At 68.1% G+C, this 25,186-nt stretch carries 27 protein-coding genes, 1 tRNA gene and 1 riboswitch; of the genes, 17 read left to right on the top strand and 11 right to left on the bottom strand.

What is annotated here, in order from left to right:
- Window positions 1-3: 3 nt before the first annotated feature.
- A complete protein-coding gene (locus AB0H57_RS10490; RefSeq protein ID WP_357504934.1) occupies window positions 4-279 on the top strand; it encodes a DUF1905 domain-containing protein in 276 nt (91 codons plus the stop codon).
- Here the strand turns inward: AB0H57_RS10490 and AB0H57_RS10485 are convergent, their stop codons facing one another.
- Both AB0H57_RS10485 and AB0H57_RS10480 read right to left on the bottom strand, forming a co-directional pair.
- On the bottom strand, window positions 280-1,047 hold the full coding sequence (locus tag AB0H57_RS10485; RefSeq protein WP_357504808.1) for a DinB family protein: 768 nt from the start codon (window positions 1,045-1,047) through the stop codon (window positions 280-282). It lies immediately after the preceding gene.
- A 266-nt stretch (window positions 1,048-1,313) separates the two neighbouring features.
- The gene (locus AB0H57_RS10480; protein ID WP_357504806.1) at window positions 1,314-1,925 is read right to left on the bottom strand and encodes a dihydrofolate reductase family protein; all 612 of its coding nucleotides are present in this window, start codon (window positions 1,923-1,925) and stop codon (window positions 1,314-1,316) included.
- Between the two features lie 560 nt (window positions 1,926-2,485).
- Between AB0H57_RS10480 and AB0H57_RS10475 the strand changes: the two genes are divergently transcribed.
- A complete protein-coding gene (locus AB0H57_RS10475) occupies window positions 2,486-3,127 on the top strand; it encodes a hypothetical protein (RefSeq protein ID WP_357504804.1) in 642 nt (213 codons plus the stop codon).
- A 288-nt stretch (window positions 3,128-3,415) separates the two neighbouring features.
- Here AB0H57_RS10475 and AB0H57_RS10470 read toward each other — a convergent pair whose 3' ends face one another.
- The 3 genes from AB0H57_RS10470 to AB0H57_RS10460 form a co-directional block, all read right to left on the bottom strand.
- Window positions 3,416-4,585 carry a CU044_5270 family protein gene (locus AB0H57_RS10470; protein ID WP_357504802.1) on the bottom strand — a complete coding sequence of 390 codons (1,170 nt, stop codon included), beginning with the start codon at window positions 4,583-4,585 and terminating at the stop codon, window positions 3,416-3,418.
- Window positions 4,578-5,156 (bottom strand): sigma-70 family RNA polymerase sigma factor, encoded by a 579-nt coding sequence (locus AB0H57_RS10465; RefSeq protein WP_357504800.1) that lies wholly within the window; start codon window positions 5,154-5,156, stop codon window positions 4,578-4,580. Before AB0H57_RS10465 ends, AB0H57_RS10470 begins: the two co-directional genes overlap by 8 nt.
- A gap of 295 nt (window positions 5,157-5,451) precedes the next feature.
- A complete protein-coding gene (locus AB0H57_RS10460) occupies window positions 5,452-5,667 on the bottom strand; it encodes a Scr1 family TA system antitoxin-like transcriptional regulator (protein WP_357504932.1) in 216 nt (71 codons plus the stop codon).
- Between the two features lie 35 nt (window positions 5,668-5,702).
- Here AB0H57_RS10460 and AB0H57_RS10455 point away from each other — a divergent pair, with 35 nt between their 5' ends.
- From AB0H57_RS10455 to AB0H57_RS10425, 7 genes are all read left to right on the top strand, one after another.
- Complete coding sequence (locus AB0H57_RS10455; RefSeq protein WP_357504798.1) at window positions 5,703-5,825, top strand: hypothetical protein; 123 nt, start codon at window positions 5,703-5,705, stop codon at window positions 5,823-5,825.
- Window positions 5,826-6,415: 590 nt separating this feature from the next.
- Window positions 6,416-7,033, top strand: coding sequence for a hypothetical protein (locus AB0H57_RS10450; protein ID WP_357504797.1), 618 nt, complete (start codon window positions 6,416-6,418; stop codon window positions 7,031-7,033).
- On the top strand, window positions 7,011-8,108 hold the full coding sequence (locus tag AB0H57_RS10445) for an XRE family transcriptional regulator (protein ID WP_357504795.1): 1,098 nt from the start codon (window positions 7,011-7,013) through the stop codon (window positions 8,106-8,108). The genes AB0H57_RS10450 and AB0H57_RS10445 overlap by 23 nt, the downstream gene beginning before the upstream one ends.
- A 276-nt stretch (window positions 8,109-8,384) precedes the next feature.
- Entirely contained in the window at window positions 8,385-8,819 is a 435-nt protein-coding gene (locus AB0H57_RS10440) for a hypothetical protein (protein WP_357504793.1), read from the top strand.
- On the top strand, window positions 8,816-9,154 hold the full coding sequence (locus AB0H57_RS10435) for a hypothetical protein (protein WP_357504791.1): 339 nt from the start codon (window positions 8,816-8,818) through the stop codon (window positions 9,152-9,154). Before AB0H57_RS10440 ends, AB0H57_RS10435 begins: the two co-directional genes overlap by 4 nt.
- 559 nt (window positions 9,155-9,713) lie before the next feature.
- Window positions 9,714-11,537 carry an IS481 family transposase gene (locus tag AB0H57_RS10430; protein WP_357504789.1) on the top strand — a complete coding sequence of 608 codons (1,824 nt, stop codon included), beginning with the start codon at window positions 9,714-9,716 and terminating at the stop codon, window positions 11,535-11,537.
- 113 nt (window positions 11,538-11,650) lie between these two features.
- Window positions 11,651-11,950 (top strand): hypothetical protein, encoded by a 300-nt coding sequence (locus AB0H57_RS10425; RefSeq protein ID WP_357504787.1) that lies wholly within the window; start codon window positions 11,651-11,653, stop codon window positions 11,948-11,950.
- A 236-nt stretch (window positions 11,951-12,186) separates the two neighbouring features.
- On the opposite strand, the gene AB0H57_RS10420 is transcribed toward AB0H57_RS10425, so the two are convergent.
- Genes AB0H57_RS10420 through AB0H57_RS10410 form a run of 3 tightly spaced genes read right to left on the bottom strand, consistent with a single transcriptional unit; the run spans window position 12,187 to window position 14,875 of the window.
- On the bottom strand, window positions 12,187-13,203 hold the full coding sequence (locus tag AB0H57_RS10420) for a hypothetical protein (protein WP_357504785.1): 1,017 nt from the start codon (window positions 13,201-13,203) through the stop codon (window positions 12,187-12,189).
- Between the two features lie 23 nt (window positions 13,204-13,226).
- Window positions 13,227-13,973: a hypothetical protein gene (locus tag AB0H57_RS10415; RefSeq protein WP_357504783.1), complete on the bottom strand. Its 747-nt coding sequence runs from the start codon at window positions 13,971-13,973 to the stop codon at window positions 13,227-13,229.
- Between the two features lie 59 nt (window positions 13,974-14,032).
- Complete coding sequence (locus AB0H57_RS10410) at window positions 14,033-14,875, bottom strand: sigma-70 family RNA polymerase sigma factor (protein ID WP_357504781.1); 843 nt, start codon at window positions 14,873-14,875, stop codon at window positions 14,033-14,035.
- A gap of 206 nt (window positions 14,876-15,081) precedes the next feature.
- Between AB0H57_RS10410 and AB0H57_RS10405 the strand changes: the two genes are divergently transcribed.
- The 5 genes from AB0H57_RS10405 to AB0H57_RS10385 all read left to right on the top strand — a co-directional run bounded on the left by AB0H57_RS10405 (window position 15,082) and on the right by AB0H57_RS10385 (window position 19,019).
- Window positions 15,082-15,552 (top strand): XRE family transcriptional regulator, encoded by a 471-nt coding sequence (locus AB0H57_RS10405; protein WP_357504779.1) that lies wholly within the window; start codon window positions 15,082-15,084, stop codon window positions 15,550-15,552.
- The gene (locus AB0H57_RS10400; protein WP_357504777.1) at window positions 15,552-16,088 is read left to right on the top strand and encodes a helix-turn-helix transcriptional regulator; all 537 of its coding nucleotides are present in this window, start codon (window positions 15,552-15,554) and stop codon (window positions 16,086-16,088) included. Before AB0H57_RS10405 ends, AB0H57_RS10400 begins: the two co-directional genes overlap by 1 nt.
- A complete protein-coding gene (locus tag AB0H57_RS10395; RefSeq protein WP_357504775.1) occupies window positions 16,078-17,610 on the top strand; it encodes a replication initiator in 1,533 nt (510 codons plus the stop codon). Before AB0H57_RS10400 ends, AB0H57_RS10395 begins: the two co-directional genes overlap by 11 nt.
- Window positions 17,611-17,671: 61 nt before the next feature.
- Window positions 17,672-17,881: a helix-turn-helix domain-containing protein gene (locus AB0H57_RS10390; protein ID WP_357504774.1), complete on the top strand. Its 210-nt coding sequence runs from the start codon at window positions 17,672-17,674 to the stop codon at window positions 17,879-17,881.
- Window positions 17,874-19,019, top strand: coding sequence for a tyrosine-type recombinase/integrase (locus tag AB0H57_RS10385; protein WP_357504772.1), 1,146 nt, complete (start codon window positions 17,874-17,876; stop codon window positions 19,017-19,019). Before AB0H57_RS10390 ends, AB0H57_RS10385 begins: the two co-directional genes overlap by 8 nt.
- 51 nt (window positions 19,020-19,070) lie before the next feature.
- Here the strand turns inward: AB0H57_RS10385 and AB0H57_RS10380 are convergent.
- Window positions 19,071-19,144: transfer RNA gene (locus AB0H57_RS10380), tRNA-Gly, on the bottom strand.
- A 222-nt stretch (window positions 19,145-19,366) separates the two neighbouring features.
- Between AB0H57_RS10380 and AB0H57_RS10375 the strand changes: the two genes are divergently transcribed.
- The gene (locus AB0H57_RS10375; RefSeq protein ID WP_357504770.1) at window positions 19,367-20,362 is read left to right on the top strand and encodes a zinc metalloprotease; all 996 of its coding nucleotides are present in this window, start codon (window positions 19,367-19,369) and stop codon (window positions 20,360-20,362) included.
- A gap of 66 nt (window positions 20,363-20,428) precedes the next feature.
- Here AB0H57_RS10375 and AB0H57_RS10370 read toward each other — a convergent pair whose 3' ends face one another.
- Window positions 20,429-20,977, bottom strand: a complete 549-nt coding sequence (locus AB0H57_RS10370) for a pyridoxamine 5'-phosphate oxidase family protein (protein ID WP_357504768.1) — start codon at window positions 20,975-20,977, stop codon at window positions 20,429-20,431.
- A gap of 78 nt (window positions 20,978-21,055) precedes the next feature.
- Here AB0H57_RS10370 and dcd point away from each other — a divergent pair, with 78 nt between their 5' ends.
- Entirely contained in the window at window positions 21,056-21,634 is a 579-nt protein-coding gene (gene dcd / locus AB0H57_RS10365; protein ID WP_357504766.1) for a dCTP deaminase, read from the top strand.
- Between the two features lie 74 nt (window positions 21,635-21,708).
- Here dcd and AB0H57_RS10360 read toward each other — a convergent pair whose 3' ends face one another.
- Window positions 21,709-22,743 carry an NlpC/P60 family protein gene (locus AB0H57_RS10360; protein WP_357504764.1) on the bottom strand — a complete coding sequence of 345 codons (1,035 nt, stop codon included), beginning with the start codon at window positions 22,741-22,743 and terminating at the stop codon, window positions 21,709-21,711.
- A gap of 11 nt (window positions 22,744-22,754) precedes the next feature.
- Window positions 22,755-22,892: riboswitch (cyclic di-AMP (ydaO/yuaA leader) on the bottom strand.
- 237 nt (window positions 22,893-23,129) lie between these two features.
- On the opposite strand from AB0H57_RS10360, the gene AB0H57_RS10355 reads away from it, so the two are divergent.
- Window positions 23,130-25,163, top strand: coding sequence for an N-acetylmuramoyl-L-alanine amidase (locus tag AB0H57_RS10355; RefSeq protein WP_357504762.1), 2,034 nt, complete (start codon window positions 23,130-23,132; stop codon window positions 25,161-25,163).
- Window positions 25,164-25,186 lie beyond the last annotated feature (23 nt).

Here is a 25,186-nt window from a genome sequence, read left to right as displayed (position 1 = left end):
ACCCTGCACACCGGCATCTGGTTCTGGCGCGGGCCGGCGCCGCATCACTTCGTCACCGTCCCCGAGGACGCCTGCCACCAGTTGGAGGACGTTTCCGCCCAGGTCAGCTACGGCTGGGGGATGATCCCGGTGACCGCCCGGATCGGCGGATCGACCTGGGCGACCTCGCTCTATCCGAAGGACGGGCGCTACCTGGTGCCGCTGCGGGCCGACGTGCGCCGGGCCGGAGGGCTCGACGTGGGCGACACGGTGACCGTCCGGCTGACGGTCGACGTCTGATCAGTCCCGGCGGGCCTCGATGACGGCGAGGTCCCGCTCCGCGTAGCGGCGGTGCGCGCAGCACTCCCCCATCAGCACCCGCAGGCACTCACCGACCGGGTGCGACTCCGTGCCCCAGACCGGAGCCAGCTCCGCCGTGCAGACCCGGTCCAGCTCCGCGTCGGTGAGGTCCGCGACCACCCGGCGCGCCCGGACCATCCGGTTCGCGTGCAGCGCCAGCACCTCGGCGTACGCCGGCCGCGCGGCCAGGTCCACGCCGATCTCCGCGGCGCGCCCGCTCGGATAGTCGGTGGGTGGCAGGGCGAACCGGTGGTGCGGCACCGCCTCGCCGAGGATCATCCGGCCCACCCAGGTGTCGGCGGCGAAGACCAGGTGGCGCAGCGTCTCCACCAGAGACCAATCGCCGTCGACCCGCTCGTGCTGGGCCGGCTCCGGCAGGCGCTCGGCACGGGCGATGGTCTCCGCCCAGAGCCGCTCCACCGTGGCCCACATCGCCCGGTGGTCGTCGGCCGACCGGACCGCACGCAACCGCACCCGCTCCGGGTGCCGCCGGTCCAGCTCCGCCGACACGTACGCGGTGACGTCGACGTCGTCGACCACCACCCGCCCGGCCGTGCCGTTGAACCCGGAGACCCGCAGGTCCGCGATCTCCGAGCTGACGATCCGCACCCCGGTCAGGTCACAGTCGCGGAACGTCGCGCCGGTGAGGTCGACTGCTTGGAAGGTGGCACCACGGAACTGGTCGGTGCCGGCATACTCGGTGCCCATCGCGTCATCATGCCCGGCCAATCCGACACTTCGGAGACCCCCTGATGAGCGTTGCCCCACTACAGTGGCCAACCGGCGCGCGCTGCCCCCGCTCGTCGAGCAGACCCGCGTGCTGCTGTTGCTGCAGACCTGGCTGCTGCTGGTCGGCCTCCGGGGTGGCGGTCTGGGTGGTGGTGAACCTCTGCGGGGGTGGACGTCCGGCGGTTCCTCCTCGCCCCGCCGGCTGCCGCCAGCGGTCGAAACTGCCCTGAGCTGGGCCTCACGCGCTAGATGGCGAGGTTGCCGTAGGTCGGGGTGCCGGCCGCCTCGTACGTCAGTTGCAGCGTGCCGTTGGCGTGGGTGACCGACTCGGTGAGCCGGAGGGCCGCGGGCACCGTGCCCTCCGCGAACAGCCGCTTTCCGCTGCCGAGCACCACCGGGTAGACCCACAGGTTCAGCCGGTCGACGAGGCCGTGGCGCAGCAGCGACTGCACCAGGTCCAGGCTGCCGATCACGTGGAGCTCGTCGTGGCGGTCCCTCAGCCCGGCGACGCCCTCGGCGAGGTCACCGGTGACCAGCGTCGAACCCGCCCACCCTAGGGGCTCGGCCAGGGTGTGGCTGGCCACGTACTTGGGCACCCGGTTCAGCAAGCCGGTGAAGGGCATCTCCGCGGGTGCCTGCGGCCAGTAGGCGGCGAAGATCTCGTAGGTCTTCCGGCCCAGCAGCAGCGCGTCCATGCTCGTGGCCTGCTCGAACATGGTCGAGCCGGACTCGTGGTCCAACAGCGGCGCCTGCCACCCGCCGTGCCGGAAGCCGCCTTCGCGGTCCTCGTCGGGCTCTCCCGGCGCCTGTGCCACCCCGTCCAGCGTCACGAACTCCGTCACGACCAGCTTGCCCATCGGATGCTCCCTCGGTTTCTGCTCCGTCCCCCGACAGACCGCGCCGCGGTCGAAGAGTCATCGGTGTGATCCGGCCGAGCGCGCCGCACACCGGCCCTGGCCGGTGTGCGGCTCCGCATCCGGCCCGGATCGGGGACGTCACGCCCGGCATCGTCCGAGCATGGCGAGCTGAACGTCCGGCTGAGCCGCGATCCGCCGCAGAGCAGGGATCGGACGCGTAGCGGGCACGGCCAGCACCAGAAGCGGTAGCAACGATGCAGGCCCCAGCCAGGCAACCTGTCCTGAGCTGGGGCCTCACGTTGGAGCGGGTGACGGGAATCGAACCCGCACTGTCAGCTTGGGAATTGTCGATCTCCGGCGGGCCACGGGCTTGGCGGCTTGGTCTCGGCAGTCTCTCGTGGCCTCGGCTGGCCCTGTTGTCCTCGCCCAATGGCACGCTAATGGCACGCCGGGCTGCTTCCCTCGACCTATGTGCGCGTAGTCGAAGTGGTGGCCTACAGACCCGGCCTCGTGAATACCGACCATGGCGCGCCCGGCGGGTGCCGAGGAGTGGAGCAGGCATGTCGACCGAACCGGAACCGGGCCTCGCGCCCGAGGACGCGAGACCCCGCAAGACCAAGGTCGATCCCATCATGATGGGTTCCATGGAGGTCACCAAGGACGGGCGAAGCTGGCGGATCGGTACGGCCCGCGACATCGCCTGGATCGCTGGCAAAACCACGGAAGGCTTCTCGATCACTACAGCGATACCGCCGGTGTTCGACGCCTACGCCACCTTCTACCCGCCCGACGGCGTGAGTTTCCAAGCCCATGAACGCGCTGTGATCGACGTACTCACCCAGCACACCCCTGACCAGCCCTGGTGGCTGGGCTATCTGGACACGGGTGCCCACAACATCGTCTTCCCCCTCGCTCCGAAGGTGTCCCTCTACTGGAACTGGCCCTATGTGCTGGTCGAAGCAGGACCCGAACAAGCCCTCGCCTGGCGGATTGGCCACATGCGCGCCGGCAATGGATCGTTACCCGATCTGTTCTTCCCTGCAGATCACTCCTGGCTCATCTCCGCCCTCTGGGACGACATATGGACCGACATCGGCGGGACCACCACACTGATCACCGCCCTGCACGACAATCCGCTGGTCAACGCTCGCCGGGTCCGGACCGACGAAGACGCCCTTCCGCCAGGACTCACGCGCGACTAGTCACACGCGCAACTAACATGCTGGCGGATCTCTGAGGAGGGTCGGGGTTCGGGGCGGAGCCGCGAGGTCTTCCGATCCTGTGACTCTCAATCCTGGCCGGCCGGCCCGGCCGATGCCGGCGCTTGCGCCGCCAGCAGGCCGAGCGCGGCCGGCGCGGCCCGCTTGCGGGCCGCCTTGATGTGATAGAGCGCAATTCGGCGGTGCGGGCATTCAATCGGGCATTCAATCGGCATTCAATCGACGTGTCCCGTCACGGCTGATGCTTGACACGTCGAGCATCCGGTGGAACTAGTTCTTGGCCGTCGCCCCCATCGCGCCAACGACCTGCCGGCTCACCGCGGTGTACGCGACTGCGGTGCCCGCCGAAACCCCCTCGATGTAGTTCGGAGTCAGCAGCACTTCACGCTCGCCGATCACGTCACCGGTCTCCGGGTCGAAGATCATCTCGACACGTGTCTTGCCCTCGTCGGACATGGCGACCGCCACGCCGTGGCGCCCTTCCAGGTTGACCGAGTCGCTAACCAGGCGCACCCCGGGGATCAGCGCGGCGGCACTGAACAGGGCCGCCCGCAGGTCGGCCGGTACGACGCCCGAGCGCAGGACGTCCCGGACGAAGAGGAATGCCTCGTCGTCGTGGCTGTCCCACTGGCCCTTCGAGTCGCGGTAGATGCGCTCGAGCAGCTGCTTCGGGTCGCGCGGCAGGCCGGCCATGAACTGTGGGGTCGGCGACTGCCAGTTGCCGGCGGCGAGGCGCCGGGTGACCTCCTCCGGGCTCAGGTCGTAGACGACCGCGCCCGTGCCGTCCTGCGGCTCTTTCGCCGGCCGTTGGAGACCTTCGGGGTAGAAGAGACCGGCCGGGGCCTTACGTACCTCAGTGCTGGCGGACAGGGGATGGAGCTGGCACTGGTTCGCCCTGGCCTCGTCGGACGGCCGGAAGAACTGCCGCTCCGTCTCGTCGACCCGCCTTTGCATCCACTGCTCCTCCCAAGCCTTCGGAACCCAGGTCTCGTAGACGTCCTTGCGCAGGTAGAACAGCCCCCCGCAGGGACCGCCGCCGATACTGTTGCCAGCCACCGCGACCGTGCGGAGGTAGTAGAACTGGCCGGGCTGCAGGGGTTGGTCGCTGGCCCGGATCGCCGCGGCGGCTGCCCGCCGGAGTTCGGCTGCGGCAGCCGCGTGGCCCACGACCGGGCGGCCGCCGGGCGTCGTCACGGCGTCCACCACGATCGTGCTCGCGACGACCGCCGCGACCGCCGCCGCCACCAGCCCGAATCGGACGGCGGGACGACGATGGCGGAAGGCGGCCAGCAGCCGGACGCCCAGCCGGGCCCGGGCCGGCCGGCTGGAACTTCCGTCGCGGAGGCCCGCGACAACGTTGTTTCGGATGCGGTGCAGCGTCGCCGAGTCGGGCTCGGTGACCTCTGCGCGGAGTTGGCGCACCAGCGTGATGTCATCCATACCGAAGTTCCTCCTTTGTGAATGCGTGGTCGTTCGCGGCTCCGCTCATGAGGCTGGCCAGGGGCCGCAGCCGTTTGCGAGCCCGGTGCAGCCGCGAGCGCACCGTGCCTGACGGGATGCCCAGGGCCCGGCCGACCTCTTCGAGGTCAAGCTCGGCCCAGGCGTGCAGCAGCAGGACGTCGCGTTCCACCGCCGGAAGTCCGGCGATCGCGGCGGCCAGCCGCTGGGACATCGCGTTCGCGTCGAGCCGGTCCGCGATCTGGTCGGCCGGGCAGGGATGCGCCGACGTGGTGTCGACGCCAGTGCGGGCGAGGGCGCGGAGCAGCCGCTCCTCGTCCCGGTGGTGCCGCCGCAGCAGGTTCGTCGCGATGCCGTAGAGCCAGGCGCGCGCGTCGGGGCGGCGCACGTCGTACCGGGCGCGCTGCTCGAACGCGACGAGAAAGGCCTGCGCGACGAGGTCTTCGGCGATGAGGCCACCGGCTCGCCGGGCGAGGTACCGGTGCAACGCGGCCGCGTGCCGGTCGAACAGGACTGCGAACGCCTCGGGCAGGTCACCTGAGCCTGCGATCAATTCCGCGTCGGTGCACGCCGGCCGCTCCGGTGGACCGTCGCGGGGCGGCTCGTTCCAGATCACTGTCATACCTGTTATTGCCCCAAGCACCCGGCAGCGTTCGCACCAGCGTGCCGGCTCACCCGTTACGACTCGCCGTCCGCTTCGAAGCCACCGTCACCATCGCCATCATCAACCAATGGCTCCGCGTCTTATGAACACGGGCTAGGTCGCTAGATCTGTCGCACCTCAATTGGCGGACGCGTGTCGCGGATCTGTGGTCGGATCACAACGCGGTCCGTGCCGCCAGACGTGCCTAGCTCTGGAGCTCCTCGGCGGCGCGGACGATCAGCCGGCGGGCGTCTTCGCCGGTGACAGCCTCCTCCCAGAGTCGTTCGATGGCTCTGGTGTAGGTGGCTGCTTCCTCGTCGCGGTAGGTGGTCTCGCCGACGAAGGTTTCCACGATGGCGACGTCGTCGTACATCTGGAAGGAGTTCTGCGGGGTGGTGGCGAGCGGGACGCCGAGCGGCAGGATGCCGAACCGGATGTTCGGAACGCTGGCGACGGTTGCAGCCGGTCGAGCTGGCCGCGGCTGGCGGCGGCAAGGACAAGCACGGCAAGAAGTCCGGCGGCAAGAAGGGCAAGAAGCGGTCGGCCGACCGGGACGAAGCCAGCGGCGGGCAGGGCTAATGGCACGCTAACGGCACGCCGCATGATCGTTGACCTTGGAACATCGAAGGCCCTGACCGGGACTGTCGTCCTGATCAGGGCCTTCGCGTTGGAGCGGGTGACGGGAATCGAACCCGCACTGTCAGCTTGGGAATCGGGTTGGTCCACGCCACCACGAACGGATAGGACCGCGGATGAACCCTTGCGGCTCATGCTGCCCGCACCCGGGTCGCCCTTACGGGCCGCTGTTGACCGCTGCATCGGGCACGCATCGGGCACGTCCGCAGGCGCCCGAAGCCGACTCGCGCATTAGAGCTTCCAGATCGTCCAACCTTCGCTCGCGCGCATGCCTTCCGCGCAACCCTCGCAGAGCAAGAGCTCGCCGCCTCGCCCCTTCCGACCGCCGTGCGTGGCGGTGTTGCTCTGGCAGATCTCACAGTCCTGGTGCGGCATGTCAGCTCCCTGGGTTACTTCGGAGGTCCTCAGTAGATGCTACGGACGGTTACGCACCGGCTGCACCTCTGCAGAGACGGGCTCACGAACGCGACGCTCACCGAACCGCCAGCAGTCGCTACTTCCGGTGTGAAAACCGGGGTGATAATATCACCGCCATGGCCACACCTGATGATCTTGCATACATCAAGGACGCCTTCGGCTCGCTGTGCGCCCCGCTACACCAGGCGGTGGAGACTGCGGCGGAGGTCGCTGACGCTCATTTCACCGAGTGGGGGATGACGGGCAGCGTCTACCAGCGCGAGCGAACGGACCTGACCCGTGGCCACATCCGGCGCATCCTGTCTGGCATGGACCTCGGCGGCTGGGAGATCGCGACTGAGCGGCGGAACGGCCAGGTTCTGCTCCGACGCGCCCTCCTGCGAGCCAAGCTCCTCCACATCGCGCCCGAGCACGCCGTCCCCCCGCCGGGTACAAACGGTGCCAGGGTTGCGTACTATCGCAACCCGGACATGGACTTGTACGGAGTGCAGGCAAGCAACCTGCTGGCGCTGTGGCATGTCGACCTAGAGACCGGGGAAGCCTCGGTTCGGGTCGTTCGTCCGACTGACATCTGGAAATTCACACAGAATCACAAGGGCGACATCGACTTCCTCCTCCCTCGGGCCGACGAGGACCTGATGTCTCTTGAGTTCACCCCGGACGATTCGGCCTTCGAGCTGCCCTTTGAAATCGACATCGAGGAGGAAGGAAATGGCGACGCCGCTAGCTGGTGAGCGTATCCGATCGGTACGTCATCTGCTTGGCGTGTCTCAGGTTGACTTGTCGAAGGCTGCAAACATCAGCCAATCACTTGTCTCCCAAATAGAGAATGGCACCAAGGAGGCAACGGACGAAGTCCTTGAAAGCATTGCCTCTGCCACCGGCATGCCTCGCTCATTCTTCGAGGTAGCCCCGCCCGACGTACCCCTCGGCACCCTTCGCTTCCGAAAGCTTTCGTCCGCCAAACAGGGGGACACAAAGCGAGTCAAGGCTCTTTTCGATGAGGCCTATCGGATCGTCTTCGACCTCGCCATTGAGACTGGGCTACCGCTACCCGATTTGCCGATTGCACAAGGCGAGATCGGCCACGACGACATCGAGAAGCTAGCGGCCGAGACAAGAGAAGCTTTACAGCTTGGGGGCGATGGCCCGATCAGGCACCTCACCCGTGCATGTGAGCGGGCCGGTGTGGTGGTAGTTCCCCTGACCCTGCCAGGCGAGCACAACGCCGAGGAGGAAGCAATTGGGCACTTCGGCGTTTCCTTTTGGCCAGGCAAGTCGGATCCCGCCCTCGTGGGCTACTTCTCAAGCGGCTCCGGTGATCGACTTCGCTACACCCTCGCCCACGAGGTCGGGCATCTCGTACTGCATACGAGGCGACGAAATGTCGCTGACGCTGAGGGCGAGGCTAACCGGTTCGCGGGCGCGCTCTTGATGCCGAAAAGTCGCGCTCAGGACGTACTGTCCAGCGGGATCACTCTTCGCGACCTGGCCCTACAGAAGTCCAAGTGGGGAATTTCGATCCAAGCATTGATTATGAGAGGCGCACACCTCGGCCTGATTGATGAGCAGAGGAAGACGTCCCTCTTTAAGCAACTTTCGGCGCGAGGGTGGCGGAAGAATGAACCTGTAAGGGTGGTTCCGGAAGAACCGGCACTCTTCGCAAGATTGCTTACCGTCAGGTTCGGAGAGCCACTTCGAATGAATCAGGTTTCGGATCGGCTCGGCCTCGGCCCTGTCATTCTGAGATCGCTAGCACCAACGCCCCAAAGGGTCTCCACCCCGAAGAACGTCATTCCGCTCCGCTAGCCGCCGCCATCCGGACGCTCCTATTGATGTCAAGCTCCGTCGGCTACCGTGTCGCCGGCGGAGCTTGACCCCTTCGTCCCGAAGGAACCGCCAGCCGTCGCGCTACGGGCACGGCCAGCCGTCGTGGCATTTGCGCCCTTTTGCCTCGTTGCTGTCGTGAGGGTGTCACAGGTACCGTTTCCGGCTAGGAGCGCCCGAGCTGGCCGCAGCAATCATCAACCAACTGCGGACAGGCGCTTCGCACCATGCCAACGTCGGCGCGGTAGAGGAGTCAGCTTGTTTCAGCAGATTACCGAGGCGGTCGGCGGCCGAAAAACGGTCAATCCGCGAACCGTTTTGGGCTTCTATGCCACCGTACTCGGGCTTGCGCTGACGGCCGTAGTTGGTGCGACAGGAGTCCTCGCCGCCACCGACACTGCTACATATCTTATTCCATGGATCGTTGTGTTCGGCGGAGCCTTGTTGATACTACTACTTGTTGCGGTGTTTGTTCTAACAATGGTTGACCCCTCCAAGTTGATGCTCGGTCAGATCAGCGGTACTGAGTACGCATACATCCGGCAGGCCGTTTTGGGTAGTAGCACCACGGGCGAGAGGATCGAGCTGATTCGGGCCTCGGCGTCCGCGCTACCCACAGACGAAGTGCAGGGCTTGGTTGCAAGTGAGCCGGTCCGAGAACTCGAAGCCGGAGACCAGGAGGAAGAAGAGTGACCAAAAGCGATAACTTCTTTCTCGTCGTTGCGGAACAAATCGACGCAACGCAACGCAACCTTATCCAGCATATGATTCGCACTGAGGCGGAGGATTGGTGGCACGAATCGCTGGATTTGTGGATCGTTCGCGGCGGCGAATCCGCCAATGATTGGCGCAAGCGTTTGGGGGTTTTTGTGCCGAGCGCCCCTTCTGGGATCTTTGTCTTCAAACTACCTCAAGCTAAGAGCGAGAGATCTCTTGCTTGGCGGCTTGCTAAAGGCTATGAGCGAACCAAGTGGCTTTACGAGGTTTTCTTGGAGAAGGAGCCTCCAACTCCAAAGCCGAAGAGCTGAATAGCCTTGTGCTGGTGGCGGGACGGTAGGCCACCTGGGAGGCCGTGGTGGGGATGCGGCGCGTGTACCCCGGGCAGGCCCCTGGCCTGCCGGCAACGCCGGCCCGAGGGGTCGCAGAGGCTCCGAGGTCAAGGGCGGCCCGCAGGGCCGTCGCGCAGCGATGCGAAGCACCCTTGAGGTCGGAGGGGCGGCCCCGCATCCTCCGCGCCGCATCCCCACCACGGCCGGCGGTGACCCGCCCTACGGCGCGGCGGCGGCCGCCGCGCCCCGGCCGGCTGCCGGCCACCAGTTCCCCGGTCAACGGTCTGTCGTTCTGTGGCAGCCCGCTGGGCTTCCCGCTGTCCGCGCCAGCCGCCGGGCGTCAGGCGTGACGGCCGCAGAGCGACAGCGGCAGCGGCCAGCGCGCGCCCGGGCGGCGGCGCGTGCGGCCCGTTGCGGGCCGCCTTGAAGACGTACAGAAAGTTCTCACGCCCTTGGTCGGCCGCGCTGTCGGGTCTCGGGACCTCCGTGACACATCGGTATCAGGACCTGCGTGACACTCCGCTGAGTGTTGGTGGAGATGAGCGTGATGGAACAGCGGTATCGAGCCGTCCAGGACGTGCTTGCCGGATCCACGGTCACGGACGTCGCCGAACGATTCGGGGTCTCCCGCCAAGCGGTGCATCGCTGGCTGGTCTGGTATCAAGACGAGGGCCTGGAAGGGCTGGCCGACCGATCCAGCCGGCCGCGCTCCTCACCGGGGCAGACGTCGCCTGAGGTGGAGGCGCTGATCTGTGAGCTGCGCCGGAATCATCCCCGTTGGGGCGCCCGTCGCCTCGTCTATGAGCTCGGCCGACGTGACTGTCCCGGCCCGATCCCGTCGCGGATCACGGTTCATCGGGTGCTGGTCCGACACGGCCTGGTCGATCCGACACCCCGCCGTCGGCGCCGGGAGGACTACCGGAGGTGGGAGCGGGGCCGGCCGATGGAGCTGTGGCAAATGGACATCGTCGGTGGCATCCAGCTCGCTGACGGTGGTGAGGCGAAGGTCGTCACCGGCGTCGACGACCACTCCCGGTTCTGCGTTATCGCTGCCGTGGTCCGTCGGGCCACCGGCCGGGCCGTGTGTCTCGCCTTCGCCGAGGCCCTGCAACGGTTCGGGGTGCCCGAGGAGGTGCTCACGGACAACGGCAAGCAGTTCACCGCCCGGTTCGGCCGCGGTGGCGGCGAGGTGATGTTCGACCGGATCTGCCGGGAGAACGGCATCACCCACCGGCTGACCAAGCCCCGCTCACCGACCACCACGGGCAAGGTCGAACGGTTCCACCAGACCCTGCAACGCGAACTCCTCGACGACGTCGAGGTCTGGGCCGACCCGGAGGAGGCTCAAGCAGCGATCGACGTGTTCCGGCAGGAATACAACAGCGAACGACCCCACCAGTCCCTCGGGATGGCGTTCCCGGCCGACCGGTTCACCGCCCAGCCCGCCGAGGAGCAGATCCCGCTGCGGCTGCCGTCAACGCTGGCCGCCACCATCCCCGCCCCCCGCCAGCCGCTGCCAGCACCACCGGCACCTGCACCATCCGACGGGCAGCCCGCCGTCACGGCAGCGCCAGGCACCAGCGGCGACGAGGTCGGCCTGGCCGCGGAGGTCACCCGCCTCGTTCCCGCCTCAGGCAACCTCACCGTCTGCGGGCAGCAGTTCTGGCTCAGCCCCACCCGCGCCGGACTTCGGGTCACCCTGTGGGCCGACACCACCGTCGTTCACGTGCTCATCGGCGGCGTCCGACTCAAGACCGTCCCGTCCCGGCTCACCCCCACCCACCTGCGGCAACTCCTCGCCGACGACGGCCAATCCGCCGGGCCACCACCGATCACCACAGGCACCGTCTTAGCCGGCGCCCCCATCGAGGTCGAACGGCTCGTCAACGCCACCGGCCTGATCAGCCTCGCCGGCCGACAACACCCCGTCGGCTACCACTTCGCCGGCCGCCGCGTCACCGTCCGACTCGACCGCGGCCTCCTGCAGATCACCGCCGACGGCGTCCTGCTGCGCAGCCTGCCCAACCCCCTGACACCAGCCCAGGCCGCCAGCATCCGCGACGCCCGCCCCGCTGGACCACCACCAACACCGAACCCGGAACCCGTGCGGGTCGAACGCCGCGTCAGCTGCCGAGGAGCCCTGGTCATCGCGGGCCAACGCATCCACGTCGGTATCGCCCACGCCGGCCGCACCCTCACCGTCGAAGCCGCCGACACCACCTTCCGCGTCCACGACCGCGACCAGCTCGTCACCGAGGTCGCCCGCACCACCGTCAAACCGATCGCCCGGTACAAGGTCCGCAAACCCGAACCTCCGCGACCGACGGCTCCAACCGCGAAGCCACAACCCCCCGCCGTCTGACACGCTGAACGAATGCGCACCCTGGGTCGTCTGCTGAGTTCCGCGAACAGCCATGGCCCACGATCGCGGCACGCCTACACGGCGTCCTCGACGACAGTGCCACCTACGAACCATTGCTGGACATCGTCGACAGCGTCATCGCATTCGAAGCCGAAGCCCTGCTGGCCGGCACGACCTCAATGTTCGACCTCATCGTCACGCCGAAACCCGTCACATCACCACCCGTCGACGTCGTCAGGGTCCGCTCGACCAACGGCTGGATCACCATCGAGCACATCACTCACACCGGCCGAAACGACCGGATACAAAGACCCGCGCAGGAAGGAGTCGCCCTGTTCTGGCGGTTCATGATCGAAAAGTTCGGCATCCACCCCACGCCGACCGGCGCACCACCTGACCAAGCGGCTCCATAACAGTCGGAATCTAGCCCCCACAGGGCATTCGCCAGGACCTGTAGCCTGAGCCGTAAAAGATCGTCTAGCCGGACGTGTCACCCACGTCCCGAGACTGATATGTCACGCACGTCCTGAGACCCGACATTGGTCGGCCGCGCCATGGACGGCGGCGGCAAGGACGTGGTCAGGCTTGGCCCCTGGTCATGGACTCAGTCCATGCGCCGAGGTAATCGAAAGGACAAGTCCGGCATGATTCAGCCTGGCGTCTGAGCAATGAGACGCTTCTTAGCCTGTTGAAGGGCAGCCACGATGTTCCGTGCGCTGGCGTCATAATCCAACGCCAGTTCGTGCTCTATGTCGAGACGATTGGCGTGGGCCACACTATTGCGAAATGCACGCAGCGCATCGAGAACCTCAGGCAGATCCCTAGACACTAGGTTTGCCTTAGCTAATCTCCTGGCGACGAAAGAAGGATTCGCGTAAGAACGCGTATTCTTAGGGCCAAATACCTCCGGAAACTCCTCTGCAATTGATTGCGCTTCCCGGCGAATTGCTTCCCAGCGCGAAATAACGACTAGTGCAGGATGTAAGTCATCTGCATCCGCTCCGAAAAGAGGGTCATAGGTCGCCTCGTCATCGCCCGGGCCTACATTATTCCCCTGCGGGCTAGTTTGCTCCTCGGATGAGGGCTCGGCGCGTCCATCAGTCTCCGCATCGTTCGCACTTGGCTGGCTCTCAGGGCGATCGAAGGATGAGAACTCCTCCGACCTCCGGCGCGCCTCACCGATCCTGCGTGAAAACCGGAGTCCCCAACCTTCGCCTTGATCGATCTGATCAATCAAATTCGTTAGGGATGAGCGGAAGATAAGCACGATAGTAAGAACAATCGCGGGCCAAACAAGTGACTTATAGAACTCGAACCGATGTGTCTTGTCAACAGCCAGACCGATCACGACAACAATCAGCACCCCGAGCATCAGAGATACGGACCTGGCCTGAATAGAGCGAACCAAAAGCCGCAGCAATGAGAGGGCAGGCCGCAAGAGCCTCTTAAGACCTGAAGCTATTTGCTTTCCTAAGGAGAAGATCATCCCTAGGATGCCAACAACGACCAGGGAGACATGCCAGTGACCGGTAAGGACGTCGAAACCTGCCCGAACCGATCCTGAACTCAATCGAGGCCAGGTGTAGCCAACGGCGCCGATGACGACGAGCGCAGCGCCAAACCAGACCCCGTAGGTGCTGGGACGACTCAGGCCGGTTCTACTCACCGGGGTAGCATGCCAGAGATCAATTAGGCCGCATAGACCGCAGTCGCGTCGTCGCTGCGCTTGTTGCGTGCCCACTTCATGCAGGACGGGTCGGCGGCCTCGATGGCGCGTACCCGGCGGATCAGCTCGGTAGGGCCGTTCTGCTCTAGGACGTTGAGCACGTCGGGCCAGTCGAGCAGGCCGAACAGGGCTACCAGGCGGGCGGCTCCGTCGGTGAGCACGGCGACTCGTCGGACGCTGTCGAGCGGGACTTCACCGGTGATGGCGTGCTGGGCGGCGAACGGGTCCGCGGCTGCCACCCAGTAGCCGCCGGGCTGGTTACGGGCGGCCAACTCGGCGTGCTTCATCCGCAGGAGCGCCGCCTGCTTCTCAGCCGACCCGAACGGATGACGGTCGGCCTCCTCGCGTTCGGCGCGGGCGGTCTTGTCCACCCGGTCGTCGGTGATGACCTGGATGCCGTCGGCGGTGTCGATGAGTACCGTGACGTCGCCAAGCACCAGGTACTCCAGCGCCCTGTCTTTGAGCCGCAGCATGGCCGTTGCCGCCGACGGTGTGCCGGGATGGCTGAGGTCGCAGGTGTCGCGGTGCTGGTCGGCGGTGAACCGAATGCCGTACATGAGCGCGTTGGCCAGCTCGGAGTCGCGGTCGGCGGCCAGTCCGGCGAGGGACGAGCCGAGCTTGGCGGCGTACCAGGCGATGCCGTGGACACATCCGGTACCGGTGCGGGCGGTGGCACCGTCGAGAACCACGATCAGGCTCTCGCTGGCCATAGCCCAATCCTCGTTGGACGAATTGGGGTTGCCGGCCTCGGAGGCGGTCGAGACGCGCATCAGGCCACGCCCTCGCTGCGATAGATCGGCGTCAGGGCGTCCACCTTCTTGATCGCGCGCGTTGCCGGGTCGTAGGTGCAGGACACCAGCAGGGAGAACCGACGGTTCTTCACCTCGCGGTACAGCTCGTCCAAGTGGTCTTCGAGGTACTGGGCGACGCCGATGGTGCCCATCGCGTGGATGCCGGCGAGGTACAGGAAGCTGCCTCGACCGTCGGGCCGGGGAAGCCGGCCGAGGTACCCGTAGTCGACCGGCTCACCGGTATCCGACGGCGAATGGAACTCCTCGCCGGTCTGGTGGTTTACCAGATGCAGGCCGCCGTCGTCCTTGCCGAAACCCAGCTTCGGGTCAGAGGCGAGCACCTGCCCGACGAACGGCAGGATGCGAGGGCTGCCGACGACGATCAGGTTGGTGCGGTTCAGGTCGACCATGCCGGGTGGTGGCACCACCTCGTACGCGGTCTTCAAGCCGAGCCCACGGGCGAGGTTGGACACCTTCTCGTAGGCGGCCAGCATCTCGGCGGAGACGACCGCGTACGGGTCCTTCTTGTCCGCCTCGAACTTGCCACCCACCGCCACGGTGAGCGGGCCGGTGCCGAGCATCGCCCTTTCGGGCCGAGGACCCGACGACAGGAGTTGACCGACTCGGGCGCGGGTCATGCCGACGACCTGAGCGATCTGCGCGTGGGTCATGCCCTGCGACACCATCTCGTCCAGCGCCTCCCGGCGCAGCCGGGACAGCTCGTTGACCGCCGCCTGATGCTCGTCGATCAGGTCACTGGCTCTGCGTGCCCGTTCTCCCGGGTCCTGGATCTCGGCCAAGCCCTGCGGAGCGATCTCCACGGCCCCTCCCGGCTGGTGCGCTAAGTCTGACGCACCTTACCCCAGAACGGGGCTTGACCGCCGCAAGGGGGCTTGCGTAAGGTCACCAGACATCGATGCGCAACCCCCCTTTACAGGGGATACGGGGAGCGCAAAGAGAGAAAGGCCCCGACGGGATTGCGGCCCGTCGAGGCCCGGTGCATCGGCCCTCTGCGAAAGGAACAACGATGCCTGTCCAGCCTACCGTTCACCCTGCTCATCGCGCCTCGGGCAATTCTTCGGCGCTGTCTGATGCTCGCCTGCTGTCCGCTCTGGCGACGCTTCGGGACGCGCTGGCCCCTGGGAAGGCGCTGAACCTGCCTGCGGTGCTCGATCGCACCGCGCTGCTGGATGTCCTGTCCGTGCTGTGCACGAACGCCACCACCCCTACCGCTCCTGCACCTGTGGTCTGGCCGTGGAAGAAGCTGCGCCAGTCTCGTGGCTGGTCGCAGTTGGAGGTGTTCCGCCGGCTGAACGAGGTCGCCGCCGCTGAGGGCGTGCGACTGCCGGAATGGCCCACCTTCAAACGCAACCTGTGCCGCTGGGAGAGCGGCATCGTCACCGTGTCCCCGTTTTACGAGAAGCTGCTGGGCCATCTGTTCGGCCTGCCCAACTGGGCGACGGTCGACACCAACTACCCGGCCGGGGCGGTGGCCTGATGACCACTACCCTCGTCCGCCCGGTAACCGGCAACCGCCCCACCACCTTCGGGGCAACCGTCGCGCGGCTGCGCCGCCGTCGCGGCTTGTCGCAAGTCGTCTGCGCCAACCTGGTTGGCCGGTCGGAAACCTGGCTGGCCAAGGTCGAACACGACCGCATCCCCGTGGATCGACTGTCGGTCCTGCGGGACCTCGCCCGCGTCCTGGGTGTCGATCTGGCGGCGCTGATCGAGGTGGCCCCATGGACCACCACCACCGCTGCCCCCTCGTACCGCTGGCGTCAACCCCGGCTTGCCCGGGGCTGGGAACCCGTCCAGCTCATCGGCCGCATGAAGATCCTCGCCGACCGCGACGGGATCGAGCTGCCGAAGACCTACCAACTCATCCGCGACATCTACCTTTGGGAGCACCACCGGGCCGACCTGCCCGCGCACGTGGCCTCCCTGCTGGGCCGGATCTTCGACAGCCCGAACTCGTTCGGCACAGGCCCCATCTCCCACCTACCGATGAAGGCGGTCCGCACCCGTGGCCGCTGACGTCACCACCGTTGTCCCGGGCCAGCACATCACTGCTGGTCCGGGGCACCGGCCTACCCCCGACGCGGGCTCGCCCGGCGCGTTCGTCGGCCGTGACGAGTCCGCCTTCCACCGGGCCTGCGACCCCCAGGTGTTCGACTGGCTCGACCACGTGAAGGCAGCCGCGGGCTGCTCCCACCCCATCCGCCTCTCGGGCGAGGTCGCCACCCTCGACCGGGCCACCGGCCGGCTCCTGGGCTCGGTTTCGACGGCGGACCTGCCGGACGGGGAGATCTATAAGCCGTGCGGCAACCGCCGCCATGCCGTCTGCCCGTCCTGCGCCCGCACCTACCAGCGTGACGCCTACCAACTCGTCCGCGCTGGCCTCGCCGGCGGCAAGGGCATCCCCGCCACGGTGGCGCAGCATCCGGCGGTGTTCGGCACGTTCACCGCCTCGTCGTTCGGCCCGGTGCACACCCAACGCACCGACCAGCACGGCCGGCCGATCCCCTGCCGGCCCCGCCGCGACCCGCAGCCGTGCCCGCACGGCGTCGACATGCGCTGCCACCACCGGCACGCCGACGACGATCCTGTGCTCGGCACGCCGCTTTGTCTGGACTGCTACGACTATGACGGGCAGGTGGTGTGGAACCACTCCGCGCCGGAGTTGTGGCGCCGCACGACCATCGCGATCACCCGCCACGTCCACGCCCGCGCACGTGCCCTCGGCCTGCCCTGGGTGCACCAGGTCACCGAGTCGGGCAGGGTCCGCCGGGTGCCGCCTGTCAAGGTGTCCTTCGGCAAGGTCGCCGAGATGCAGCGCCGGGGCGTCGTGCACTACCACGCCGTCATCCGCCTCGACGGCGTCGACCCGGACGACCCGAACGCCGTGATCCCGCCGCCGGCCGCCCTCGGCGTCGACGACCTGGTCGCCGCCGTCACCCACGCCGCCACCGTTGGCTTCACCACCCGCACCCACCCCGTCCAGCCCGCCGGCTGGCACATCACCTGGGGCGACCCCGGCAAGGGCCTCGACGTGCGGCCGGTCAACGCCGACGGCGACATCACCGACGGGAAGGTCGCCGGCTACCTGGCCAAGTACGCCACCAAGAGCACCGAAACCACCGGGCACGTCTCCCGCCGCCTCAACGGCGAAGTCATCGACCTCTATGCGAACGAGCACGGCACCCACCCGGAACGGCTCATCGACGCCTGCTGGACCCTCGGCGGCCACCGCGACTGGCAACAGCTTCGACGCTGGGCGCACATGCTCGGCTTCGGCGGCCACTTCCTCACCAAAAGCCGCCGCTACTCCGTCACCTTCCGCATCCTCCGCGACGCCCGCGTCATCTGGCGACGCACCGAAGCCGGCCACGAATGGGCCGACCAACCCGACGACGACACCACCCTTGTCGTCGGCCTGCTGTCCTACGCCGGCTCCGGCTGGCGCACCACCGGAGACGCCCTCCTGGCCAACACCTCCGCCGCCATGGCCCGCGAGAGGCACGAGATCGCACGAGAGGAGATGACCGCTGCCGCCTGACACCCGACCTGACCGTCTTCACGAGAGGAGCACCGCTCTGAACGAACCCCGCGATGTCGACATGCTCACCGTCGAACAAGCCGCCCAGCGCCTCGGCACCGGAGTCCGCTTCGTGCGCCGCATCGTCGCTGAACGCCGCATCCGCTTCTACAAAGTCGGCAAGTACGTCCGGTTCCACCCCGACGACCTCACCGACTACATCTGTCAAGGCCGCATTGACGCCATCCGGCCTGTCCTGCGCTACCGGAAGGGAGAACACGTCTATGGCTGACAAGCGCCGCTTCGGCCGTATCCGCAAGCTGCCTTCCGGCAGGTATCAGGCCCGCTACCCTGGCCCGGACGGCACTGACCGGCCGGCACCGCACACCTTCATCCGCAAGACCGACGCTGAGCGCTGGCTTGCCGCCGTTGAGGCCGACATCCTCAAAGGGTCCTGGCGTGACCCTGACCTCGGCCGAATCGCTCTCGGCTCGTACCTGGCCGAGTGGATCGATCACCGTCCCGGGCTGCGCCCGAGGACCCTCGATCTCTACCGCTGGCTGCACCGTAAGTACATCGAACCCACGTTGCGTGATCGCGCGTTAAGCGACATCACTCCCGGCATCGTCCGTGCATGGCGAGCCGACCTCCTGGCGGAAGGCGTCAGCCTGACGATGGTCGCCAAGGCGTACCGTCTGCTGCGCGCTGCCCTCAACACCGCCGTTGATGATGAACTCATCCGGCGCAATCCTTGCCGGATCAAGGGTGCTGGCCTTGAGCGCGCGGCTGAGCGACCTACTGCCACAGTGGCCCAGGTCTTCCATCTCGCCGACGTTGTGCCCGGCCGCTTCCGTGCCCTGATCCTGCTCGCCGCCTTCGCGAGCCTCCGCTACGGCGAGCTGGCCGCCCTTCGCCGCCGCGACTTCGACCCCCGCTGTCGGACCCTCACCGTCCGCGCGACCTTGGTCGAGCGCTCAGACGGAAGCCTCACCTTCGGGCCACCCAAGACCGATGCCGATATCCGAACCGTCACCATTCCCGACGCGATCCGCCGCGACATCCGCGCCCACCTGGACGACTTCGTCGACGAGGGCCAGGAGGCGCTCGTCTTCACCGGCGCGAAGGGTGCCATCCTGCGCCGCTCCAACTTCCAGACCGCCTGCAAGTGGCGCGAGTCTGCGGCTGCGGCCGGCCTGCCCGGCTTCCACTTCCACGACCTGCGGCACACCGGCAACCCCCTGGCGTCGCGGACCGGCGCGAGCCTGGCCGACCTGATGGCCCGAATGGGCCACGCCTCGACCCGCGCCGCGATGATCTACCAGCACACCGCCCGGGAGCGCGACGAGCACATCGCTGACGCGCTCAGCTCGCAGATCAAGCAGAGCAGGGATCGGGCACGTAACGGGCACGGCCAGCGCAAGAAGCGGTAGCAACGAATGAGGCCCCAGCCAGGAAACCTGTCCTGAGCTGGGGCCTCGCGCTGGAGCGGGTGACGGGAATCGAACCCGCACTGTCAGCTTGGGAAGCTGATGTTCTGCCATTGAACTACACCCGCAGGCGGCACCACTGTACCTGAGGTCGTCACCCCCGTGCACCCAGGCACCCCCGACACGTCGACCCCGATCTTGAACCCGACGGCCGGTCCGCGCCGCCGAAAAGTTTCCCTCCCGGCAACATATAGCCATTCTCAAATCGTTCGATCGGTTGTAACGTCTCCCCCACGTTTCGGCCACGGCGTGACACACCCCCGGTCGCGCCGCCAGAAAGAGGTGGGCCCATGGGACTGCGTCCCAACCTGTTGACCCGGCGTGCCGCCGGTGTCGCGACGACGACCCTGGCGCTGCTGCTCAGCACCGCCGCGGTGGGCGTCGTCCCCGCTGCTTCGGCCTTCTCGGCCGCTCCCGACAACGCGTGCGCGGAGCCCGCGGGCGAGCACTCGGGCCACGCCGACGCCCGGGTCAAGAAGGGCGGTTCGGCCAAGCTCGACCCCAACGAGCTGACCGCCGCGCAGCTCCGTGACCGCGAGGCCGACCTCGCCGCCGCGCTGCGCGAGCGGGCCAACACCCGCACCGGCGCGAACGCCGTCGCCCCACTCGCCACCGTGACCGTCCCGGTCGTGGTGCACGTGATCCAGCGAGACAGCACCCGGGCCGGCGGCAACATTCCCGACTCGATGATCACCTCGCAGATCAGCGTGCTGAACCAGGCGTACAGCGGCGCCACCGGCGGCGCGACCACCGCGTTCAGCTTCCAGCTCCAGAAGGTCAACCGCGTCACCAACTCGTCGTGGTACCAGATCACGCAGGGCTCCTCGGCCGAGCGGCAGATGAAGACCAGCCTCCGCACCGGCGGCAAGAACACCCTCAACATGTACCTGGGCCAGTTGAGCAACAACCTGCTCGGCTGGGCCACCTTCCCGAAGCGCACCCTCGACAGCATGGACGGCGTGGTCGTGCTGAACGAGTCGCTGCCGGGCGGCACCGCGACCAACTACAACCAGGGCGACACCGGCACCCACGAGATCGGCCACTGGCTGAACCTCTACCACACCTTCCAGGGCGGCTGCTCCGGCTCCGGCGACAGCGTCAGTGACACCCCGGCGGAGTCGTCGCCGGCGTACCAGTGCCCGACCGGGCGGGACACCTGCTCCGCCCCCGGCCTGGACCCGATCACCAACTTCATGGACTACACCTACGACTCGTGCATGTACCAGTTCACCCCCGGTCAGGCGGACCGCATGCTGACCGCGTGGAACGCCTACCGCGCGGCGTAACCCCCCGAGCGCCAGGAAAGGTGCCGGCTCCGTCGACGGAGCCGGCACCTTTTCACGTACGCCGGGTCAGGCCGCCGACCGGCGGGTGTCGAACCCGTGCCGCCCACCGCGGCGACCCTCCGTCACGACCGGGCGGTAGGCCGGTTGACCGACCGTGGCGTACGGGTCGAGCCACACCTGGACCGCGGGACGGCCGGCCGCCGACGCAGCCTGGTCCCGCCGGGTGAGCATCGCGACGTCGACGGTGAACTCGAAGAGCCGCCAGTCCACCTGGGCGGCGGCCCGGCCGGCCAGCGCCACCCGGGCCACCCGGCCCGGATCGGTCACCGAGCGGGCCCGACCCGCCACGTACGCCTCGTCGTCGGTCTCCTCGGGCGGGAACGAGTGCAGTGCGTAGCGGCCGTCGCGTTCGAGGTCACGCCGCTTCGGCGAGTTGATGACGAAGCAGAACAGCCCCTCGTCGGTGATGACCGGGGCGACCGGGTGGACGCGGGGCCCGCCGTCGGCGCGGACGGTGGCCAGGTAGCCGAAGCCCGACCCGTACTGCTGAAAGAGACGGCGGATCCCGTCGGCGAGGCGGGGCTCGTCAGTGGCGAATTCGGACCAGGAAGCCATGCCGACATTCTATCGAACAGATGTGCTAACGCGCAGTCCGACACGCAGGTCGCCGGCACCGATCGCTATGGTGGTGCGATGCTGCTCTCCGACCGCGACCTGGTCAGCGAGATCAAGGCGGGCACGCTCGCGCTGGATCCGTTCGAGCCCACACTGGTGCAACCGTCCAGCATCGACGTACGCCTGGACCGGCTCTTCCGGGTCTTCAACAACCACCTGTACACCCACATCGACCCGTCGATGCGGCAGGACGACCTGACCTCCGCGGTGGAGGTGCCGGACGGCGAGCCGTACGTGCTGCACCCGGGCGAGTTCGTGCTCGCCTCCACGCTGGAGGTGGTCACCCTCGGCGACCAGCTCGCCGGCCGGCTGGAGGGCAAGTCGAGCCTGGGCCGGCTCGGCCTGCTCACCCACTCCACCGCCGGGTTCATCGACCCCGGCTTCTCCGGCCACGTCACGCTGGAACTCTCCAACGTGGCCAACCTGCCGATCACTCTCTGGCCCGGCATGAAGATCGGCCAGCTGTGCATCTTCCGGCTCTCGTCACCGGCCGAGCACCCGTACGGCTCGGAGGTGTACGGCTCGCGCTACCAGGGCCAACGCGGCCCCACACCGAGCCGCTCCTGGCAGCAGTGGCGCACCTGGCCCACCCGCTGACCCGCTCACTCGCCTCGGCGAGGTGTCAAGCGGCGCCCCTTCCTATACCGAATGCGTTAAGCAGGGGCCCCGCCTTACACCCGGCCGAAGCTGTTGACGGGGCCGTCGTCGACGCGCTTCATCTTGATCGGCATGCCGGCCTGGGAGGCGTGCACCACCCAGCCGCCGCCGACGTACATTCCCACGTGGTGCAGGTCGGCGTAGTAGAAGACCAGGTCACCGGGGCGCAGGTCGGCGCGACTGACCCGGGCGGTGACCCGGCGCTGCTGGCGGGCGTTGTGCGGCAGGGACACGCCGGCCTTCGCCCACGCGGCGAGCATCAGCCCCGAGCAGTCGTACGAGTTGGGCCCCTCGGCGCCCCAGACGTACGGCTTGCCGATCTGCGCGCAGGCGAACTTCACCACGGCGCCGGCGTCGCCGCCGGGCCAGGCGGCCGGGCAGGGGGCGGGACGCAGCGGGCCGCCGCCGCCGTTGCCGTACACCTGCAGGCGCAGCTTCTGCAGCCGGTCGATCTCGGCGTTGATCTGCCGCTTCTTCGCGGCGAGCTGGGCTTCGGTGCGGCTCAGCTGGACGATCAGCTCGTCCAGCGACCGTTTCTGCGCGGCCAGCCTGTCCCGCAGCTCCGCCACGCCGCGGATCTGCCGCTGCTGCCGGTCGGCGAACCGGTCGAGCAGTTCCAGGCCGTCGACCAGTTCGCTCGGTGATCGGCTGCCCAGCAGCGCGTTGACGGTGGCGACGTTGTCGCCCTTGTACGCCTCGGCGGCCAGCCCGCTGACCTGGTCCATCGCCAGATCGACCTGGAGCTGGAGGGGTTCGATCCGCTTGCCGAGCGCCTGCGCCTGACGGCGCTTGCCGGCCAGGCCGACGCGGGTGGCGTTGTGCTGTTCGATGATCGGTTCGAGCCGGTTCCAGTCCCGGTCGATCCGGCCTTCGATCTCGGTCACGGAGGGCTCGGCGTGGGCCGCCGTGGCGCCACCGGTCAGGACTGCGGCGACGCCGACCAGGGCGGCGACTGCGGTGGTGAAGCGGGACCAGTGTGTACGCGGCGCGCCCGTCGGCTGGCCGGGAACCGGCCGGACCGACAGCGGCCGCGGGGCATGGCGTGCCACCGGGGCTCCGTACTCCTTCACGTCGACCGCCTACCGGGTTAGCTGACGGGTTCGGGCGGGAAGGGGTCGCCCTACCGCAGTGGCTGCGGATTCACCCCGGCGTACCTGGGTCCCCGGCTCGCCCGGAGGCGACTCGGCGGTGTCCGACCGTCACCTCCCGGGTTGGGTGGTGCACCTACCGGTCGACGATTCACCAGAGTAGGGATCGCCGTCACCGCGACGCAACTCACCCGGCCGTGACACTCCGTACCCGAATCGGCCACCGCGACCGTGGGACGGTGAAGGTTTTTTTCGTATCCGAATACCTTGCGGAAAGCTATTGACCGCAGGCCGCGCCGGGAGTGAGGGTGGAAACGCAGTGACCCCCATCCCTGTCTGGAGGTTCGATGCACCGCACACCCCCGCCGTCGGGCAGACGGATACTGCTGGCCGCCGCCGTCGCGACGGCCACCGCGTTCGCCACCACCGGCCCGGTCGCCGCCGAGCCGTCCCGCGCCGACCCCGCCGACCGGCAGCAGCAGTACGCCGCCGCGGCCGACGAGTACGGCGTGCCGCGCAGCGTCCTGCTCGGCGTCTCCTACCTGGAGTCCCGCTGGGACACCAACGCGGGCATGCCCAGCACCAGCGGCGGCTACGGGCCGATGCACCTGACCGACGCCGAGCAGGTCGCCTCGACCCCGTCCAGCGCGCACGTCGACTCCGACGAGGACCCGCGTGGCGACGAGTCCCGCCCGCTCACCCTGGATCCGGCCGTCGCCGCCGCACCCGCCGGCGACGTGCTGCCCCGGGCCGCCCTGCAGACCGTCGACGCCGCCGCCACGCTCACCGGCATCCCGGTGCAGACGCTGCGGACCGATGCCGCCGCGAACATCCGGGGCGGCGCGGCGCTGCTCGCCTCGTACCAGCAGGAACTGGGCGGGCCGGTCGGGGCCGGCAGCGACCCGGCGGCCTGGTACGGCGCGGTGGCCCGGTACTCCGGCGCGGACACCGAGGACGCGGCGGCGGCCTTCGCCGACGAGGTGTACGACCAGCTAGGTCAGGGTGCCAGCCGGACCACCGACGACGGCCAGCGGGTGACCCTCGCCGCCACGGCGGTGGCGCCGGACCAGTCCGGGCTGCACCGGCTCGGCCTGCGCCGCGCCGAGCGGCCGGACGGGCTGGAGTGCCCGGTCCGGCTCGCCTGCGAGTGGATCCCCGCCCCGTACGCCGAGTACGTCGACAAGAACGGCAACATCGACTACGGCAACCACGACCTCGGCAACCGGCCGGCCCAGCAGAAGATCGAATACATCATCATCCACGACACCGAGGGCTACTTCGGTCCCAGCGTCGGGCTGGTCAAGCGGGCCGACTACCTGGGCTGGCACTACACGCTGCGCTCGGTGGACGGCTACGTCGCCCAGCACATCAAGGCCAAGGACGTCGGCTGGCAGGCCGGCAACTGGTACGTCAACGCCAAGTCCATCGGCATCGAGCACGAGGGCTTCGCCGGCCACGGCACCTGGTACACCGAGGCGATGTACCGGAGCTCGGCCAAGCTAGTCCGGCACCTGGCGCTGCGGTTCCAGATCCCGCTGGACCGCCAGCACATCCTCGGCCACGACAACGTCCCCGGCATCCTTCCCGGCAACGTCGCCGACATGCACTGGGACCCGGGCCCGTACTGGGACTGGTCGCACTACTTCGACCTGATGAAGGCGCCGTTCCAGGGCACCGGCACACCGCGCACCGGCCTGGTCACCATCGACCCGGACCACGCCACCAACCGGCCGGCGTTCACCGGCTGCAACCAGCAGCCCCCGGGCGTCCCGGATCCGCCGCCGCCGGCCGAGCCGTGCCCGCTGCGCGGCTCCTCCTCGGTCCTCCTGCGCACCGCGCCGAGGGCGGACGCGCCGCTGGTCAACGACCTCGGGCTGCGCCCGGACGGCACCCCGAACACCATGTACGTCTCCGACCACGGCGCCCGCGCCTCGGCCGGCCAGACGTACGCCCTCGCGGGGATCCAGGGTGACTGGACGGCGATCTGGTATCTCGGCCAGCAGGCCTGGTTCCACAACCCGGCCTCGGCGCCGACGGCGAAGTGGGCGAACGGCTTCGTGGTCACCCCCCGGCCGGGGAAGGCCACCATCCCGGTGTACGGGCGGGCCTACCCGGAGCGGGCGGCGTACCCCGCCACCATCCCGTACCAGGCCGTCACGCCGTTGCAGTACACGTTCGCGGCCGGCCAGCGGTACGCGCTCGGCGGGGTGCTGCCGGGCGAGTACTACCGGGCGGTCTCGTTCGACGGCTCGGCACCCGGCGACCGGACCGTGGTCCGGGGCGCCAACCGGTACGTCCAGCTCCAGTTCGGCCACCGGGTGATGTACGCCGACCTGGCCGACGTGCAGATCCTGCCGGCCGCGGTCGGCGCGCCGCAGTAGAACGCGGCAACGACGAAGGGCCC

This window comes from Micromonospora sp. NPDC050686, assembly GCF_040654475.1.
Classification (GTDB): Bacteria; Actinomycetota; Actinomycetes; order Mycobacteriales; family Micromonosporaceae; genus Micromonospora.
Note: the sequence above shows the minus strand (reverse complement) of the source record. Positions and strands in the feature narration are given on the sequence as shown.